This is a genomic window from Acidobacteriota bacterium (genome assembly GCA_020845575.1).
Lineage (GTDB): Bacteria > Acidobacteriota > Vicinamibacteria > Vicinamibacterales > Vicinamibacteraceae > Luteitalea.
In genome coordinates this window covers 52,110-66,585 of the sequence record JADLFL010000036.1, presented here as the reverse complement: position 1 = coordinate 66,585, position 14,476 = coordinate 52,110, and the positions used below count along the sequence as shown (strand labels likewise).

The 14,476-nt window shown below is 67.5% G+C and carries 13 protein-coding genes, 2 tRNA genes and 1 pseudogene; 10 read left to right on the top strand and 6 right to left on the bottom strand.

What is annotated here, in order from left to right:
• Positions 1-23 precede the first annotated feature (23 nt).
• Positions 24-524 (top strand): annotated as a pseudogene (locus tag IT182_10445) (recombinase family protein).
• 84 nt (positions 525-608) lie between these two features.
• On the top strand, positions 609-1,310 hold the full coding sequence (locus tag IT182_10440; protein ID MCC6163751.1) for a zinc ribbon domain-containing protein: 702 nt from the start codon (positions 609-611) through the stop codon (positions 1,308-1,310).
• Here IT182_10440 and IT182_10435 read toward each other — a convergent pair.
• Positions 1,267-1,343: transfer RNA gene (locus IT182_10435), tRNA-Met, on the bottom strand. The two genes, IT182_10440 and IT182_10435, sit on opposite strands and share 44 nt — an antisense overlap.
• Before the next feature lie 64 nt (positions 1,344-1,407).
• Complete coding sequence (locus IT182_10430) at positions 1,408-1,740, bottom strand: septum formation initiator family protein (GenBank protein MCC6163750.1); 333 nt, start codon at positions 1,738-1,740, stop codon at positions 1,408-1,410.
• An 83-nt stretch (positions 1,741-1,823) separates the two neighbouring features.
• Here IT182_10430 and IT182_10425 point away from each other — a divergent pair, with 83 nt between their 5' ends.
• A complete protein-coding gene (locus IT182_10425; protein MCC6163749.1) occupies positions 1,824-2,201 on the top strand; it encodes a divalent-cation tolerance protein CutA in 378 nt (125 codons plus the stop codon).
• Positions 2,202-2,205: 4 nt separating this feature from the next.
• Here IT182_10425 and IT182_10420 read toward each other — a convergent pair whose 3' ends face one another.
• Positions 2,206-3,366: a PLP-dependent transferase gene (locus IT182_10420; GenBank protein ID MCC6163748.1), complete on the bottom strand. Its 1,161-nt coding sequence runs from the start codon at positions 3,364-3,366 to the stop codon at positions 2,206-2,208.
• A gap of 98 nt (positions 3,367-3,464) precedes the next feature.
• Here IT182_10420 and IT182_10415 point away from each other — a divergent pair, with 98 nt between their 5' ends.
• Positions 3,465-5,573, top strand: coding sequence for a SpoIIE family protein phosphatase (locus tag IT182_10415; protein MCC6163747.1), 2,109 nt, complete (start codon positions 3,465-3,467; stop codon positions 5,571-5,573).
• Complete coding sequence (rnc, locus tag IT182_10410; protein MCC6163746.1) at positions 5,570-6,556, top strand: ribonuclease III; 987 nt, start codon at positions 5,570-5,572, stop codon at positions 6,554-6,556. The genes IT182_10415 and rnc overlap by 4 nt, the downstream gene beginning before the upstream one ends.
• Here rnc and IT182_10405 read toward each other — a convergent pair.
• Positions 6,524-7,639, bottom strand: coding sequence for a hypothetical protein (locus IT182_10405; GenBank protein MCC6163745.1), 1,116 nt, complete (start codon positions 7,637-7,639; stop codon positions 6,524-6,526). The genes rnc and IT182_10405 overlap by 33 nt on opposite strands.
• Before the next feature lie 158 nt (positions 7,640-7,797).
• On the opposite strand from IT182_10405, the gene IT182_10400 reads away from it, so the two are divergent.
• The 5 genes from IT182_10400 to IT182_10380 all read left to right on the top strand — a co-directional run bounded on the left by IT182_10400 (position 7,798) and on the right by IT182_10380 (position 11,691).
• Positions 7,798-9,105 carry an adenylosuccinate synthase gene (locus IT182_10400; protein ID MCC6163744.1) on the top strand — a complete coding sequence of 436 codons (1,308 nt, stop codon included), beginning with the start codon at positions 7,798-7,800 and terminating at the stop codon, positions 9,103-9,105.
• Position 9,106: 1 nt separating this feature from the next.
• Complete coding sequence (locus IT182_10395) at positions 9,107-10,087, top strand: ABC transporter ATP-binding protein (GenBank protein ID MCC6163743.1); 981 nt, start codon at positions 9,107-9,109, stop codon at positions 10,085-10,087.
• A 19-nt stretch (positions 10,088-10,106) separates the two neighbouring features.
• Positions 10,107-11,147, top strand: a complete 1,041-nt coding sequence (locus IT182_10390; GenBank protein ID MCC6163742.1) for an ABC transporter permease — start codon at positions 10,107-10,109, stop codon at positions 11,145-11,147.
• An 84-nt stretch (positions 11,148-11,231) separates the two neighbouring features.
• Positions 11,232-11,307, top strand: a tRNA-Lys gene (locus IT182_10385).
• A gap of 57 nt (positions 11,308-11,364) precedes the next feature.
• Positions 11,365-11,691: a serine hydrolase gene (locus tag IT182_10380; GenBank protein ID MCC6163741.1), complete on the top strand. Its 327-nt coding sequence runs from the start codon at positions 11,365-11,367 to the stop codon at positions 11,689-11,691.
• Here the strand turns inward: IT182_10380 and IT182_10375 are convergent.
• Together IT182_10375 and IT182_10370 are read right to left on the bottom strand one after the other, a co-directional pair.
• Positions 11,597-12,655 (bottom strand): sugar phosphate isomerase/epimerase, encoded by a 1,059-nt coding sequence (locus IT182_10375; GenBank protein ID MCC6163740.1) that lies wholly within the window; start codon positions 12,653-12,655, stop codon positions 11,597-11,599. The two genes, IT182_10380 and IT182_10375, sit on opposite strands and share 95 nt — an antisense overlap.
• A 225-nt stretch (positions 12,656-12,880) precedes the next feature.
• Positions 12,881-14,458, bottom strand: a complete 1,578-nt coding sequence (locus IT182_10370; GenBank protein ID MCC6163739.1) for a Gfo/Idh/MocA family oxidoreductase — start codon at positions 14,456-14,458, stop codon at positions 12,881-12,883.
• Positions 14,459-14,476: the final 18 nt, after the last annotated feature.

Below are 14,476 nucleotides of genomic sequence, written 5' to 3'. Positions count from 1 at the left end.
TCCACATCGGCCTGAAGGGGACGATGAACGCGATGTTCCTGAAGGAGTTGGCGGACAAGACGCGGCGTGGGCTGCGCGGGCGCGTTGAACTCGGCAAGGCCGGCGGCGGCGTGAGCTTCGGCTATCGCATTGTCCGCACGTTCAAGGACGGCGTGGTCTCGACGGGGGAGCGCGAGATCGTGCCGCTGGAAGCCGAGGTCATCCGGCGCATCTTCAGGGACTACGCCGCGGGCGTGTCGCCCAAGCAGATCGCCAAGGACCTGAACAGGGAAGGCCTGCGCGGGCCACGAGCCGCCTTGTGGAGCTCGAGCACCATCCACGGCAACCCGAAGCGTGGCACCGGCATCCTGCACAACGAGCTGTACATCGGTCGCATGGTCTGGAACAGGCTGCGGTACCTGAAGGACCCGGACACGGGTAAACGCGTCTCGCGACCGAACCCGGAGTCGGAGTGGGTGATCAGCCAGGTGCCGGCACTGCGCATCGTGGACGACGAGCTGTGGCAGGCGGTGCAGGCGCGCTACGCCGGCATCCAGCGGAAGTGGACGACAGCCGAGCCCAGCAAGCGCTTCAACCAGGTCGTGCGCCCGAAGTACCTGTTCACCGGCATGACGAAGTGTGGCGAGTGCGGCGCCGGGTTCGTCGTCTACTACCGCGACAGGCTCGGCTGTTTTGGGACGCGCGAGCGCGGCACCTGCACGAACAAGCTGACCATCTCGCGCGAGGAAGTTGAAGAACGCGTGCTCACGGCGCTGCAGGAGAAGCTGCTGCGCAAGGACTTCTTCGAGGAGTTCTGCCGCGAGTTCGCGAAGGAGATGAACCGGTTGCGGATGGAGCAGCGGGCGAGCCTGAGCGGGGCCAAGCGCGAGCTGGAGCGCGTTCAGCGCGACATCCAGAAGGTCATCCAGGCCATCAAGGACGGCTTCGCTGGGCCAGACCTCAAAGCTGAGTGGAATGGTCTACAGGAGCGAAAGGCCACTCTTCAGGCGACGCTCGAAGCTGCGGACGAACCTCCGCCGCTCCTGCATCCGAGCATGGCGGACGTCTACCGCTCCAAGGTGGAGGAGCTTGCCGCCGCGCTCAGGCGCGAGGACACACGTCTGGAGGCCTCGGAGATGCTGCGTGGCTTGATCGAATCGATTGTGCTCACTCCCGGGAACGGCCAGCTGGGAATTGAGCTGAAGGGGAGTCTGGCCGCGATGCTGACTGCCGCCACAAAAACGAAAAGGTCGCCAGAAACGGGCGACCTTCACGTGCCGATACAAGTGGTTGCGGGGGCGGGATTTGAACCCGCGACCTTTGGGTTATGAGCCCAACGAGCTACCAGGCTGCTCCACCCCGCGTCAGTTCCAGTGAGCGGTGCGCTCCCGGACAACTTGGAAAGCGTACCACACGCGCCGTCCGCGATCAACGCGGCGACGGCGCCTGGGCGGTTCTGGCCGGCGACGTTGCGGTCGAGGCGGGGGTGTCGTGCAGGATGATGAGCAACTCACCATCGCGCAGCAGGCCGAGCTCGCCGCGGGCGAGCTCCTCGACAGCCGACGGATCCTCACGTAGCCGGCGGGCCTCCTGAGTGAGCGCGTCGTTCTGCTGCGCCAGTTCCTCGTTGGCCTGACGCTGCTGCGCGTTGCGGCGCTCGAGTTCCATGTTCGCGAGGAGCCCGCGCTCGCCGAACACGCCGTCGCACAGCACCAGTCCGAGCACGACCACGAGCACAGCGCGCACCGTGCGGCGACGCATCGCCGACGTGTCATCCTGCGCCGCGGCACGTCGCGCTTTCGGACTGGACTGGCGCAGGGGTTCTGGTGCAGACATTGGAAACCATGAGGACGATACAGGAATCGATCCCGCCACACAACGCCGAAACGGGCCACGATCGCGCCGTGATCGTGCTCACGACGTGGCCGGCCGACGCTGGCGGCGACGAGGTGGCGCGTGCACTGGTGGAACGTCGTCTTGCGGCCTGCGTCACACGACTGCCGCTGCACCGCGTGGTCTATCGATGGAAGGACGCGATCGAAGACGGCGACGAATCCCAGTGGCTCATCAAGACGACGGCGGACAGGCTGGAGGGGCTGTGGGAGGCGGTGAGGACCGCGCATCCCTACGACACACCCGAGTGGCTCGTCGTGCCGGTGGAGGCGGGCAGCGCCGACTACCTGGCGTGGGTCCGTGCCAGCACGGCACCTGCCGCGCCCTGAACCATCACAGCGACGCGAGCGCCTGCTCGAGATCCGCCTTCAGGTCGTCGATGTCCTCGATGCCCACGGAGAGGCGAATCAGGCTGTCGGTCACGCCGAGCGTCGCGCGGCGTTCGGCCGGCACAGACGCGTGTGTCATCGAGGCCGGATGCGAGATGAGGCTCTCCACGCCGCCCAGGCTCTCGGCCAGCGCGAACAGGCGCACGCGCTCGAGCACCTGACGCGCGCGATCGAGCGTGCCGACGTCGAACGAGACCATGCCCGTGAAACCCTGCATCTGCTGCGTCGCGAGCGCGTGCTGCGGATGCGCCGGCAAGCCGGGGTAGTTCACGAGTTCGACCTTCCGGCTCGTGGTGAGGTACTCGGCAATCGCCTGCCCGTTACTGTTGTGCACGGCCATGCGCGCGGCGAGCGTCTTGGTGCCGCGCAGGATCAGCCACGCGTCGAAGGGGCTCAGGATCGCACCCGCCGCGTTCTGGTAGAAGCGGAACCACTCGACGTGCGGTGCGTGCTTCACCACGATCATGCCGCCCACGCTGTCCGAGTGCCCGTTCAGATATTTCGTGGTGCTGTGCAGCACGATGTCGGCCCCGAGCTCGAGCGGACGCTGCACGGCAGGACTCGCAAACGTGTTGTCCACGACCACCGCGACGTCGCCATGCGCGTGCGCCGCCGACGACAACGCCGCGATGTCTGCCAGGCGCAGCACGGGGTTGGTCGGCGTCTCGAGGAACAGCATCTTCGTGCGGTCCGTGAACGCCGCCCTGGTCGCGTCGACGTTCGAAGTGTCGACGTAGGTGAACGTCAATCCCCTCGGTCGCAGCACGCGTTCGAACAATCGGTACGTGCCTCCGTACGTATTGTCGGTGACCACCACGTGATCGCCAGGTTCGAGCAGCGACAGGACGGAGTTGATCGCCGCCATGCCGGACGCCCAGCCGAACCCGTGCGTGCCGCCTTCGAGTGCCGCCACGTTGGCTTCGACGGCCGCGCGGGTCGGGTTGCTCGTCCTGGCGTACTCGTGCCCCCTGTGCCTGCCGAGTCCCTCCTGCACGTACGTGGAGGTCTGGTAGATCGGCGTGATGATGGCGCCGGTGGCCGGGTCGGGCTCCTGGCCGGCGTGGATGCAGCGGGTGGCGAAGCGTGCGGTGGGATCGATGTTCACGAACGACCTCTCGGGGGGCGCCGAAAACGCGATGGTATCATTCGGCCCTGCTGGCCTGACGCGCACGCTTTCGTGCGATGAACCGGGGCCGAGACCGCATGCCGCCTGACTCCACCGGCTCGGTGCGCCTCGAAGCGCCCCCTGCGCACGAACTGCCTCGCCTGCCGTCGCCGCGCGCGCTGTTTCTCGACTACTGGGCCGGCCGTCTGATCCTCATCGGCCTCGGCGTGCGCGTGTGTGTGTGGCTGGCCACGTTCGCGCTCACCGACTGGGCGCCGCTCGACGCCATCCGGCGCCTCGCCACCCTCGGCATCATCGTCGGGGGCGTCGTCGTGGTGTGGCGACTCAGTCGCGTGCTGCGCCTGCGGCTGCTGTGGCGCGTCCGGCGCAAGCTGATCCTGTCGTACTTCTTCATCGGCGTCGTCCCCGCCGCACTGATTTTCCTGTTCTTCCTGATCGTCGGCGCGCTGACGCTGCTCAGCTTCAGTTCCTATCTGGTCACGGAGAAACTCGCCGACCTCCAGGCACAGGGACGCGTGTACGCCGACATGGCCGCCGTCGAACTCCAGCAGACGCGCACGTCGGCAGAGGTACGCGACCTGCTGACGCGCAAGGTCGCGGCGGGCGGACGCACGTACCCCGGCATCTCCGTGGCGCTCCTGCCGTTGAACGGCGACACACGGACTGCCCCGCTCACCGTCGGCGCGTGGGACCACGGCACGCCGCCGACGTCCGTCCCTGAATGGTTGCTGCGCCAGGGACCGTCGGCGCTCGTCGTGCCGGTGGGGGAGGGGAGCACCGCGTCGGCGGGCGCGCGACTGATCGTTCGCAGCGTGTCGTGGATTGGCGCTGCCGAATCAGCACGGCGCGCCATCATCGTGGACCTGCCGCTGGACGACGCGACGGCTGGTGTGATTCGTGAGGAAACGGGCATCAGACTGGGTGGCTTGGGCATGGCCCCGTCGAACACGGATCCGTGCGCGCTACCCGAAGGCAGCGAGTTGCGCATCGAGGCGTCGCCCTACGCGCTCTCGTGGATCAACGTCCTCGACGTGACCAACTGGGACACCGGGACGACCTGCAAGCTCGGTCTCCAGATCCAGCCGAACCTGACGCACCTCTATCGGCGCATCACGGAGGCGCAGGCGATCGGAGGCGGCATGTCGTTCGGACAGATGCTGCTGATCATGCTCCTCATCATCGGCGGCCTGTTCCTCGTCATCCAGTCGGTGGCGTTCGTCATGGGCGTGAGCCTGGCGCGCTCGATCACCGGGTCGATCCACGAGCTGTTCGAGGGGACGCGCCGCGTGCAGGCCGAGGACCTGTCGCACCGCATCCGCGTACGCACACGCGATCAGTTCGGCGCGCTCGCCACGTCGTTCAACTCGATGGTCGAGAACATCGAGGAACTGCTCGAACAGAAGGTCGTGAAGGAGCGCCTGCAGCAGGAACTCCAGATCGCGCGCGACATCCAGACGTCGCTGCTGCCGTCCGAGACCCTGCGTCGCGGCGACGTCACGCTGGCGGCGGCCTGCCGGCCGGCACGCGAGATCGGCGGCGACTATTGCGACTTCTTCCCGCTCGACGAGGACCGCATCGGCCTGCTCGTGGCCGACGTCTCGGGCAAGGGCGCCTCCGCTGCGCTCTACATGGCCGAGCTCAAGGGCCTCATGCTCGCGCTGTCGAAGACGCACCAATCGCCGCGCGCGCTGCTCGCGGAAGTCAATCGCGTGCTCTCGGTCAATCTCGGACGCACCAGCTTCGTGACGATGACGTACGCGGTGCTGGACCTGCGTGCGTGCACGCTCGTTCACGCGCGGGCGGGACACACGCCGCTCATCCACCTGCGCGCGGGGGATGCCTTCCCGCGCACGCGGCTCCTCGCGCCGGAGGGATTGATGCTCGGCGTCAGGATGGAATCGGTGCGCGCGCGCTTCGAGGAGATGCTGAAGGAGCAGACCATCGCTCTTTCGCCCGGCGACGTGGTGGTGCTCTTCACCGACGGCATCAGCGAAGCGATGAACGGCGTGCGCGATCTGTACGGCGAGGATCGCCTGTGCCTCTGTGTCGAGGAGCATGCGGCACTCGAACCCGATGCGCTGTGCGACGAGATCTTCGAGAGCGTGCGTGAATTCGCCGATGGCGCCGAGCAGCACGACGACATGACGATGATCGTGTTGAAGGTGGGGAAGCAGGCGGACGCATGACAGGCCGCGTGGTCGTACGGACCACATCGTCAGAGCCCGAAGCGGCGGTGGTGTACGGATTGCTCGCGGCCGAAGGGTTGTTTCCGGCGATCGAGCGATCGACGCTGCGATCGGTGCTGCCGGTCCCGGTCGCGTTCTTCGGTCAGCTCCGCATTACGGTTCCCGCCGAGGAAGCGGACGAGGCCCGGCAACTGCTGGATCGCGTCGAGTCGCGCGCCGCGACGGATGTCGAGTCTGGCGACGCATCGGCTGGTGCCCTGGCGTCGCTCGAAGCGCACCTCGGCTACCGCTTCAGGGATCGCGCGCACCTCGAGCTCGCGCTCACGCATCGATCGCGCGCGCATGAAGACGGCCTCGGCGTATCCGCGACCAATGAATCGCTGGAGTTTCTCGGCGATGCCGTGCTCGGGTTCGTGATCGCGGATCTCGTGTTCCGCGAGTTCCCGGAGTCGGATGAAGGGCAGAAGAGCAAGGTCAAGGCCTCGCTGGTGTCGTACTCGGCGCTGGCGCGCGTGGCCGATCGCATCGAACTCGGAGAACACCTGCGACTCGGGCGTGGCGAAGACAAGACGGGCGGGCGTCAGAAGCCCGTGATGCTGGCCGACGCGTGTGAAGCCGTGATCGCGGCCGTGTACCTCGATGGAGGGCTTGCCGCCGCGCGGACGTGCATCCTGCGACTGCTCGCGCCGCTGCTCGACGAGGTGCGTACGGCAGGTCTCGCAGAGGCTGGTGCCGGCGACTTCAAGTCGTCGCTTCAGGAGTACCTCCAGTCGCGCCGTTTCCCGCCACCCACGTATCGCATCGTTGCGCAGTCGGGGCCCGATCACGACAAGACGTTCGCAGTCGACGTGCAGGTGTGCGGGCGCGTGCTGGGAGAGGCGTCGGGACGCAGCAGGAAGGAAGCGGAGCAGCAGGCGGCGCGCGCGGCGCTCACGGCCCTGCGAGACGGGTCAATCGATCTCGATGATGCCGCCGGAGGGTGACGCGGGCCGGGAGACGGCGACGGCAGCCGCCGGCATCTTCGACAGGCGATCGATGGCATGGCGTTGCGTCTCGCGCGCCACGGTGCCGTCGCCCGGCACGTCAGCGCCGTTGTTCAGGCGCACCCACAGACGCAACAGCGGGTCGGCGTATGTGTAGCGCTTGCGCTCCACACGCAGCAGATCGACGTCGAGCAGCCACGAGAGATAGTCCTTCGTCGAACCGGGTGTCCGGTGCAGGCGTTGCGCGATCAGCGTCAGCGTCAGCGGCTCCTGTTCGGCCAGGATGTCGAGGATCGCGCGCAGCGCGCCGTAGCCGCGAGCACGCTGGAGACGCACTTCGTACGACAGTCGCAGTCGCCGCTCGAGGGCGCTGCCCGGGAGCATCTGCTCGGTGAGCGCGCCGACGGGATCGGCAAGGCCGTGGCGCCGTGCCTGCTTCAGCGCGTCGCTCACCATCACCGCGTAGCCAAGACGTCCGCCCGTGAGCGCCAGCACTTGCTGCTCTTCGAGCGGATCGAGTCCGCCGAACGCCGACGCCGCGCGACCATCCGCCTCGTTGCCCGCATCGTCCAATGACAGGCTCGTGATGCCGGGCCAGCTCTTCGCGAGACGCGCGCCGCGCTGCGCGAAACGCGTCGCGAGCACGAAGCGGTTCGGAGACGTCGACACGGCGGTGCCCGTTTCCGCCATCAGTGACCGGAGACCGGGGAAGCTCTCGAACGTGCGGAGGTCGAGCACTTCATCGAGCAGGAACGTGAAGCGTCGTCCGGACGCGGCGCGTGCGGTGGTGAGCAGGGCGAGGATGGCGTCGAACGCCGCGCGCGGGGACGTCAGCGAGGCGGGCGCCGGCAGCACATCACCCTCGTCGGCCACGCGGACGGTCCGCAGGAGTGACCTGTAGCACTGCTCGGGCGTGGTGGCGATGCGTTCGACGTCGAGGTAGACGGGCGTGGTGTCGGCCGCGAGGCGCGCGACCACCGCGTGCAGTGCGTGCGTGCGACCCGCACCGCACCCCCCGATCAGCAGGGGCATCGCAGGCGTTGGCAGCGCCAGCACGGACAACACGCGGTCGATGAGGAGCATGACGGAAGGGATAGAGCCTACGGACGAGGACCCGCACTGTCAACCGTGACATGCGGACGTCAGATGGTGGCGCCGGCAGGTGCGGTTTGTTAGGATGGCGTGTTCCGTTGTCGCGCAATGTCGCGCGCCTGCTTCCTTCGCACGAAGTGTCTCCCGTCATGAACATCGCCGTGTTGGGCGCCCAGTGGGGCGACGAGGGCAAGGGCAAGATCGTCGACCTGCTCACGCCGAACTTCTCCTACGTCACGCGGTACCAGGGTGGGCACAACGCCGGGCACACCGTGTACGTCAACGGGCGCAAGTTCATCCTGCGTCTGCTGCCGTCGGGCATCCTGCATTCCGGCGTGTCGTGCGTCATCGGCAACGGACTCGTCGTGGATCCGCAGGCGTTGTTTGCCGAGATCGACGAGATTTCGGCGGCGGGTATCGACGTCACGGGCCGGCTGTTCGTGAGCAGCAAGGCGCACCTGATCCTGCCGTATCACAAGGAACTCGACGTCCTCTCCGAGGCCAAGCGCGGCGAGCGGAAGATCGGCACCACGTCGCGCGGCATCGGGCCGGCGTACGAGGACAAGATCGGACGTCGCGGCATTCGTGTGGGCGACCTGTCGGATCGCGCGTCGCGGCAGATGCTCGAGGACGCCGTGCGTCACAACGTGGAGGCGCGCAACCAGATCATCCCCGGCGCGCACATGGACTGGCGCGACGTGATCGCCGAGCTCGATCGCGTGTGGATGCGCCTGGCGCCGTTCGTCACCGACACGTCGCTCCTGCTCGATCGCGCGATCGCGTCGGGCCAGCGCGTGATGTTCGAAGGCGCGCAGGGTACGCTGCTCGACATCGATCACGGGACGTATCCGTACGTCACCTCGTCGAACGCGACCACCGGCGGTATCTGCACCGGGCTGGGCATCGGGCCCAAGCACATCACCGGCGTGATGGGCGTGGCCAAGGCGTACACGACGCGTGTGGGCGAGGGGCCGTTCCCGAGCGAACTGCTCGACGAGATGGGCCAGCGGCTGCGCGATGGCGGCAGCGAGTACGGATCGGTCACCGGTCGGCCGCGGCGCTGCGGCTGGTTCGACGCCGTCGCGCTGCGGTATGCCGTGCGCGTGAACGGCCTCGACGCTCTGGCTATCACGAAGATGGACGTGCTCGACGGCTTCGAGACGCTCAGGATCTGCACGGCCTACACCGCGGATGGCGAGACGGTGGAGCACTTCCCGTCAGACATCGGGCAGCTTGCACGTTGTACCCCCGTGTACACCGACGTACCCGGTTGGACTGCCCCGACGGCGGGCGTGAAGCGCTTCGAGGAACTGCCGGCCGAAGCGCGCGCGTACATCGCCACGCTCGAAGAAATCTGCGGCGTGCCCGTCGGGCTCATCTCGACGGGCTCCGATCGTCTCGACACCATCCTCCGCGAGGACACCGTCGCCGGGCGGTGGTTCACCCTGCCTGCGTGAGATGCCGGCGACGCAGAATCCGGTGACTCGGCCCGCTGATGCATCGGCCCCGTCGCCGGATCGCCTTGCGTTGCGTTGCCGTGGTCTCGTGAAGCGCTACGGCGAGGTGGTCGCCGTCGACGGCCTGGATCTCGAGGTGCGTGCCGGCGAGTGCTTCGGGCTGCTCGGTCCGAACGGGGCAGGCAAGACGACCACCATCGAGATCCTCGAAGGCCTCAACACCGCCGATGCAGGCGACGTCGAGGTGCTGGGACTCCGGTGGGCGGCCGATGCCGCGCGTCTGCAGCAACGACTCGGCATCCAGTTGCAGGAAACACAGCTCAACGACAAGCTCACCACCACGGAGTTGCTGCGGTTGTTCCGGTCGTTTTACCACCAGGGGCCAACGGTGGAGGACCTGCTCGCGAGCGTGGGACTCGAAGCGAAGCGCGACGCCTGGTACAGCAAGCTGTCGGGCGGGCAGAAGCAGCGCCTGGCCCTGGCGTGTGCGCTCGCGGGCGATCCCGATCTGCTGTTTCTCGACGAACCGACGACGGGACTCGATCCGCAGTCGCGTCGTCAACTGTGGGATCTGCTGGCGACATACAAGGCGCGGGGGCGCACGGTGCTGATCACCACGCACTACATGGACGAGGCGCAGGTGCTCTGCGATCGCGTGGCCATCGTCGATCGGGGACGCGTGATCGCTCTTGGCACGCCTGCCGACCTGATCGCGTCGCTCGGCGCGGAACACGTGGTGGAGTTCGCCCTTGACCAAGGGCGCGTCTTGCCCGACGTGGCGGTGCTCACCGCGCTGCCCGGTGTGCGCCGAGCGTCTGTTGCCGACGGACGCGGCACGCTCATCGTGTCGCACCTGCACGAAGCGCTGCCCTCGTTGCTGGCGACAGTGGCGGATCCTGACGCGTTCACGCTGCTCACCACGCACAGCGCCACGCTCGAAGACGTGTTCGTTGCGCTGACGGGGCGTCACCTGCGCGAGTAGTTGCGCACCGACGACACGCATGCGCCTGCACCATCCGCTGCTCGAACTCACGCTCACGCGCTTCCGGGAGTTCCTGCGCGAACCCGAGGCCGTGTTCTGGGTGTTCGCGTTCCCGGTGCTGCTCTCGTGCGCGCTGGGACTGGCGTTCCGCGAGCAGGGCACGCCCGCCGTACTCGTGGGCGTGCTGCGCGATGCGCAGGGAAGCGACGCGCCCATCGTGCGCACGCTCGAGGCCGCGCCGACCATGCGCGTTCGGGCGGTCGATCGCGCGGAGGCCGACGTCGCGCTGCGCAACGGCGCGATCCATCTGCTCGTCGTGCCGGGATCGCCGCTCACGTACGAGTTCGATCCCAGTCGTCCCGAGAGTCGCGTGGGTCGCTACGCCGTCGACGAGGTGTTGCAGACGGCGGCGGGCCGGACGTCCGCGGCGGCAACCACCGAGCGCCTCGTGACGGTGCCGGGTTCGCGCTACATCGACTGGGTCGTGCCAGGGTTGCTGGGCATGAACATCATGGGCACCGGCATGTGGAGCGTGGCGTTCTCGGTGGTCACGGCGAGGATGCGCAAGCTGTTGAAGCGCCTCGTGGCCACGCCCATGCGTCGCCGCGACTATCTACTGTCGCAGATCGCCGCGCGGCTCATGTTCCTCGTGCTCGAGGTGAGCGTGCTCCTCGGGTTCGCGACGCTTGTCTTCGGCGTGCCCGTCAACGGGTCGTGGCTGCTGCTGTCCGCCTTCTGTCTGCTGGGCGCGATGGTGTTCTCGGGGCTCGGGCTTCTCACCGCGAGCCGCGCGCAGACGATCGAGGGCGTGTCCGGGCTGATGAACCTCGTGATGGTGCCCATGTGGGTGTTCTCGGGCGTGTTCTTCGCGTCGGAGAACTTCCCGGACGCGATGCAGCCGTTCATCGCGGCGCTGCCGCTCACGGCCCTGAACCAGGCGTTGCGGGGCGTGATGATCGACGGCAGCGGGCTGACGGCACTGTGGGGGCAGATAGCGATCCTGGCCATCTGGGGCGTCGTGAGTTTCGTGGCGGCGCTCCGGCTGTTCCGCTGGCGGTAGAGGCCCGAAGGTGGGGCCGGCTCTCCGAGGCCGCGCCGTGATGCTGTCGGCGTGGTGCGCGGCGGCTGGTAAACTGACGCACGCGCGCCTGTAGCTCAGTCGGTAGAGCAGCGGCCTTTTAAGCCGTTGGTCGTGGGTTCGAGTCCCACCGGGCGCACCACCCTCACCCCTGGTCGACATCGAGTGTGCCTGGTCGACGCGTTGCTCGCCATGCGGCATGGCGCGACACCCTGGAGCGTTTCGTCAGCGGTTCTCGTCTGCCGACCGGAAGCGTGCGGGTCGAGCGGTCGTCGAGCCCCTGTTGAAGCAGTTCAACGTGCCTGGCGTCAGCATCGCGATCAGCAAGGACTTCACTGTCGCCGCGACGTACCCCCACGGCGTCGCCGACGTCGAAAGCGGCGCGCCGGTGACAACCGGGACGATGTTGCAGGCAGCGTCGAGCAGCAGTATCAGGCCAGTAACGACTCCCGGCAGTACTGCAGGCACTTGGCGATCTCGGCGACGCGCGTGGAACCGTCGGGGATGCGGTACTCGAACTCGATGATCGGCCGGATGTCCCACTTGTTGTCGCGGATCGCCTGCAGGATCTGGCGCAGCGGCGTGTCGCCCTGGCCGAACGGCCGGTTCTCGCCACCGTTGGTCCCGAACCGACGGTCCTTCACGTGGATGTGGGGGATACGATCGGCGTGCCTGGCGATGAATGGCAGCGGTGACTCGTTGAGCGTCGCCGTCCAGTGACCGATGTCGATGTTGGCCCCGTTGTAGCGCGCCTCATCGAAGATCTGCTCGTACAGCGCAGCGGTGGCCTGTGCGTGGTGGTGATAGGCCACGAACACCTTGTGCTTGTCGGCAAACGCGCCGATGCGCCGGGTGTCGCTGCGGGTCCCGGGCAGTTCAGACGACACGGCGCGCGCGCCGAGATCGCGCGCCATCTGGAAGAAGTAGTCGAGTTCCTCGTTCGAGATCGTGTACAGGTCGTCCACTTTCAGGACGTCGATCAGCACGCCGGCCTTCTCGTACATCTGTCGCAGTTGCTTCAACCGGCTGGACGGCGCCGACAGGCGCCACGCGCGGACCTCGGCCTGCTGTCTGCGCGCGGCCTCGATCTGCTCCGGAGTCTGCGTCTGGCCGGCGCGTCGCCCGCCCTGCGCCATCTGCTGCGGCGTTGGTACGATCTGGCCCGCCGCGCGGGCTGCCTCTCGCGCAGTCGCCGCCTCCGCGGCCGCCCGGACCGTAGGCGAGCCGAGGAAGTGTTCGACCGGCTGGGCGCGGAGTTCGACCGAGCCCACGCCGACCGCCACGATCCGCTCGAGGAGATCTTCGGCAGCGATGTTGTTGCCCGTGCCGAGACTATAGGGCACGTTGAGCCCAACCTGCACGCCGGACCAGCGTGACATCACCGGTGGCGTCTGCGTAATCGCGCCGGTGACGGTTCCGCGAAGCAAGGCACCGACAACCGGCGTGCTGGCCAGGGTTACTCGTCCGAACTCGCGCCTCGTGATAGCCATGTTTCTCTCTGCTTGCTGCAACGCGGTCAACGCCCATGACGCCGCGCCGCCGCGGTTGGGGGCAAGCTATCACATCCGGACACACACGGTCGCACGTCGGCGAGGTCGGTCAGGGTACTCGACTCATACACCGACAAGCGGCGGAAGCCATCCCTTGACGTCCGCGACGGTTCGACGACGGTCGTGCTGGCCAACGACAGGCCGCTTCGCCGAAGGGCGTCGAACTTACAGCTTCAGCTCCCAGCCCTGTCGGAACACGGGCTTGACGTACCGATTCGCTTCCACGCTGTTCGTGAACCGCATGTTCGCGCTGTCCCAGAGAAGCTTGCCGGGAACGCGCCAGGCAATGCACACGAGCGCCAGCCACTCCGCGTACGGCGCGGTGATGGCAAAGTCCGAACAGGATCGGTCTCCACCCTTGCTCGCGCGGATCCAATCGAGCATGTGGCCGGGAGAGCGTGTCAACAACTGCGGCGGGAGCTCGTACTCACGCCAGCGTGACGCGGGCAACAGCCACACTCCCTCACCCCGCTGGCTCGTTGCGAGCAGCCCCTTCGAGCCAACCATCACAGACCCGTTTCCGGTGAGCACACCGGGCTGCGGAGCGTCGTTGCGGCCACCGGGCTGGGTGTAGACCTTCACATCCGGCCCACCGGGGCTCATGATCCGGCGCTCACCACCGCCGCTGGGAGGGCTGGCCGGCCCGGCCCCCGGGCTGTTCCGGCCCCGCCCGGCCGCCATGCCTTCGCCGAGTGCCGGCGCCCGATTGCTCGTCGGGCGCCCCTTGTCCGCGAGGTTGTTCGAGGGCGGGAGAATCGTCTCGTTCTCCATCCCCGGGACCACGTACGCCTCGGGGTCACCAGGCCGAGGGGACTCGTGGTAATAGATCGAGACCGGCGGCATGTTGCCGCGCGCCGGGAAGTCGAGCCGCACCACCCCGCGATGCGGAATGGAGATGTCGCTCTTCCCTTCCACTCGAAGGCACTCCACGCTGACCGGCACCTCCAGTTGTAGCGCGGTGTGAACCGGCCCCGCGGTGTGAGTCGCCCAGTTCCCAATCTGACCGGTGCCGAAGTCGAGGAACCCGCGCCAGTTGTAGGGGACGTACGCGTCGCTGAAGGGGCGCGTCGACGCCCCTCCCAGCCAGAGATCCCAGTCGAGCGTGGACGGGATCGGAGCGTCGGGCGGCGGTGCTTGCAAGCCAGTCGGGAACATGCCCGGCGACGTGCAGACGTGCGCCTCACGGACATCGCCGATCTCGCCCGACCAGACGATTTCGGCAGCCACGCGGTGGCACTCGTGCGAGAACCCCTGGTTGCCCATCTGGGTGGCAACCTTGTACTTCACCGCGGCGTCGCGGAGCAGCCGTGCCTCCCACGGCGTTCTCGTGAGCGGCTTCTCCACGTAGACGTGCTTGCCACGCTCCATGCAGGCCAGCGCGACCGTCGCGTGCATGAAGTCGGGCACGGCGATCGTACAGGCGTCGATGTTCCTGCCTTCCTTGTCCAGCATCACGCGGAAATCCTTGTACCGCGGGACGTTGTACTTCTTCAGCGTGTTCCCGGCCCGTGCCTCGTCCACATCGCAGAGCGCCACGACGTTCTCGGTGCGAGCGGCCTGGTCGAGGATCAGTGCGCCCTGCCCGCCGCACCCGATGGCGGCGACGTTCAACTTGCTGGCGTAGTGCCTGTAGCCAAGCGACTGGAGTGATGGAACGCTGCCGAACCCCCGGGCCGGGATGGCGCCCGCCAGCAGCGTCCCGAAGAAGAAGAAGCGGCGTCGAGAGAGTGCGTAGCTGCCCATAAGCCTCCTCAGGAGGTC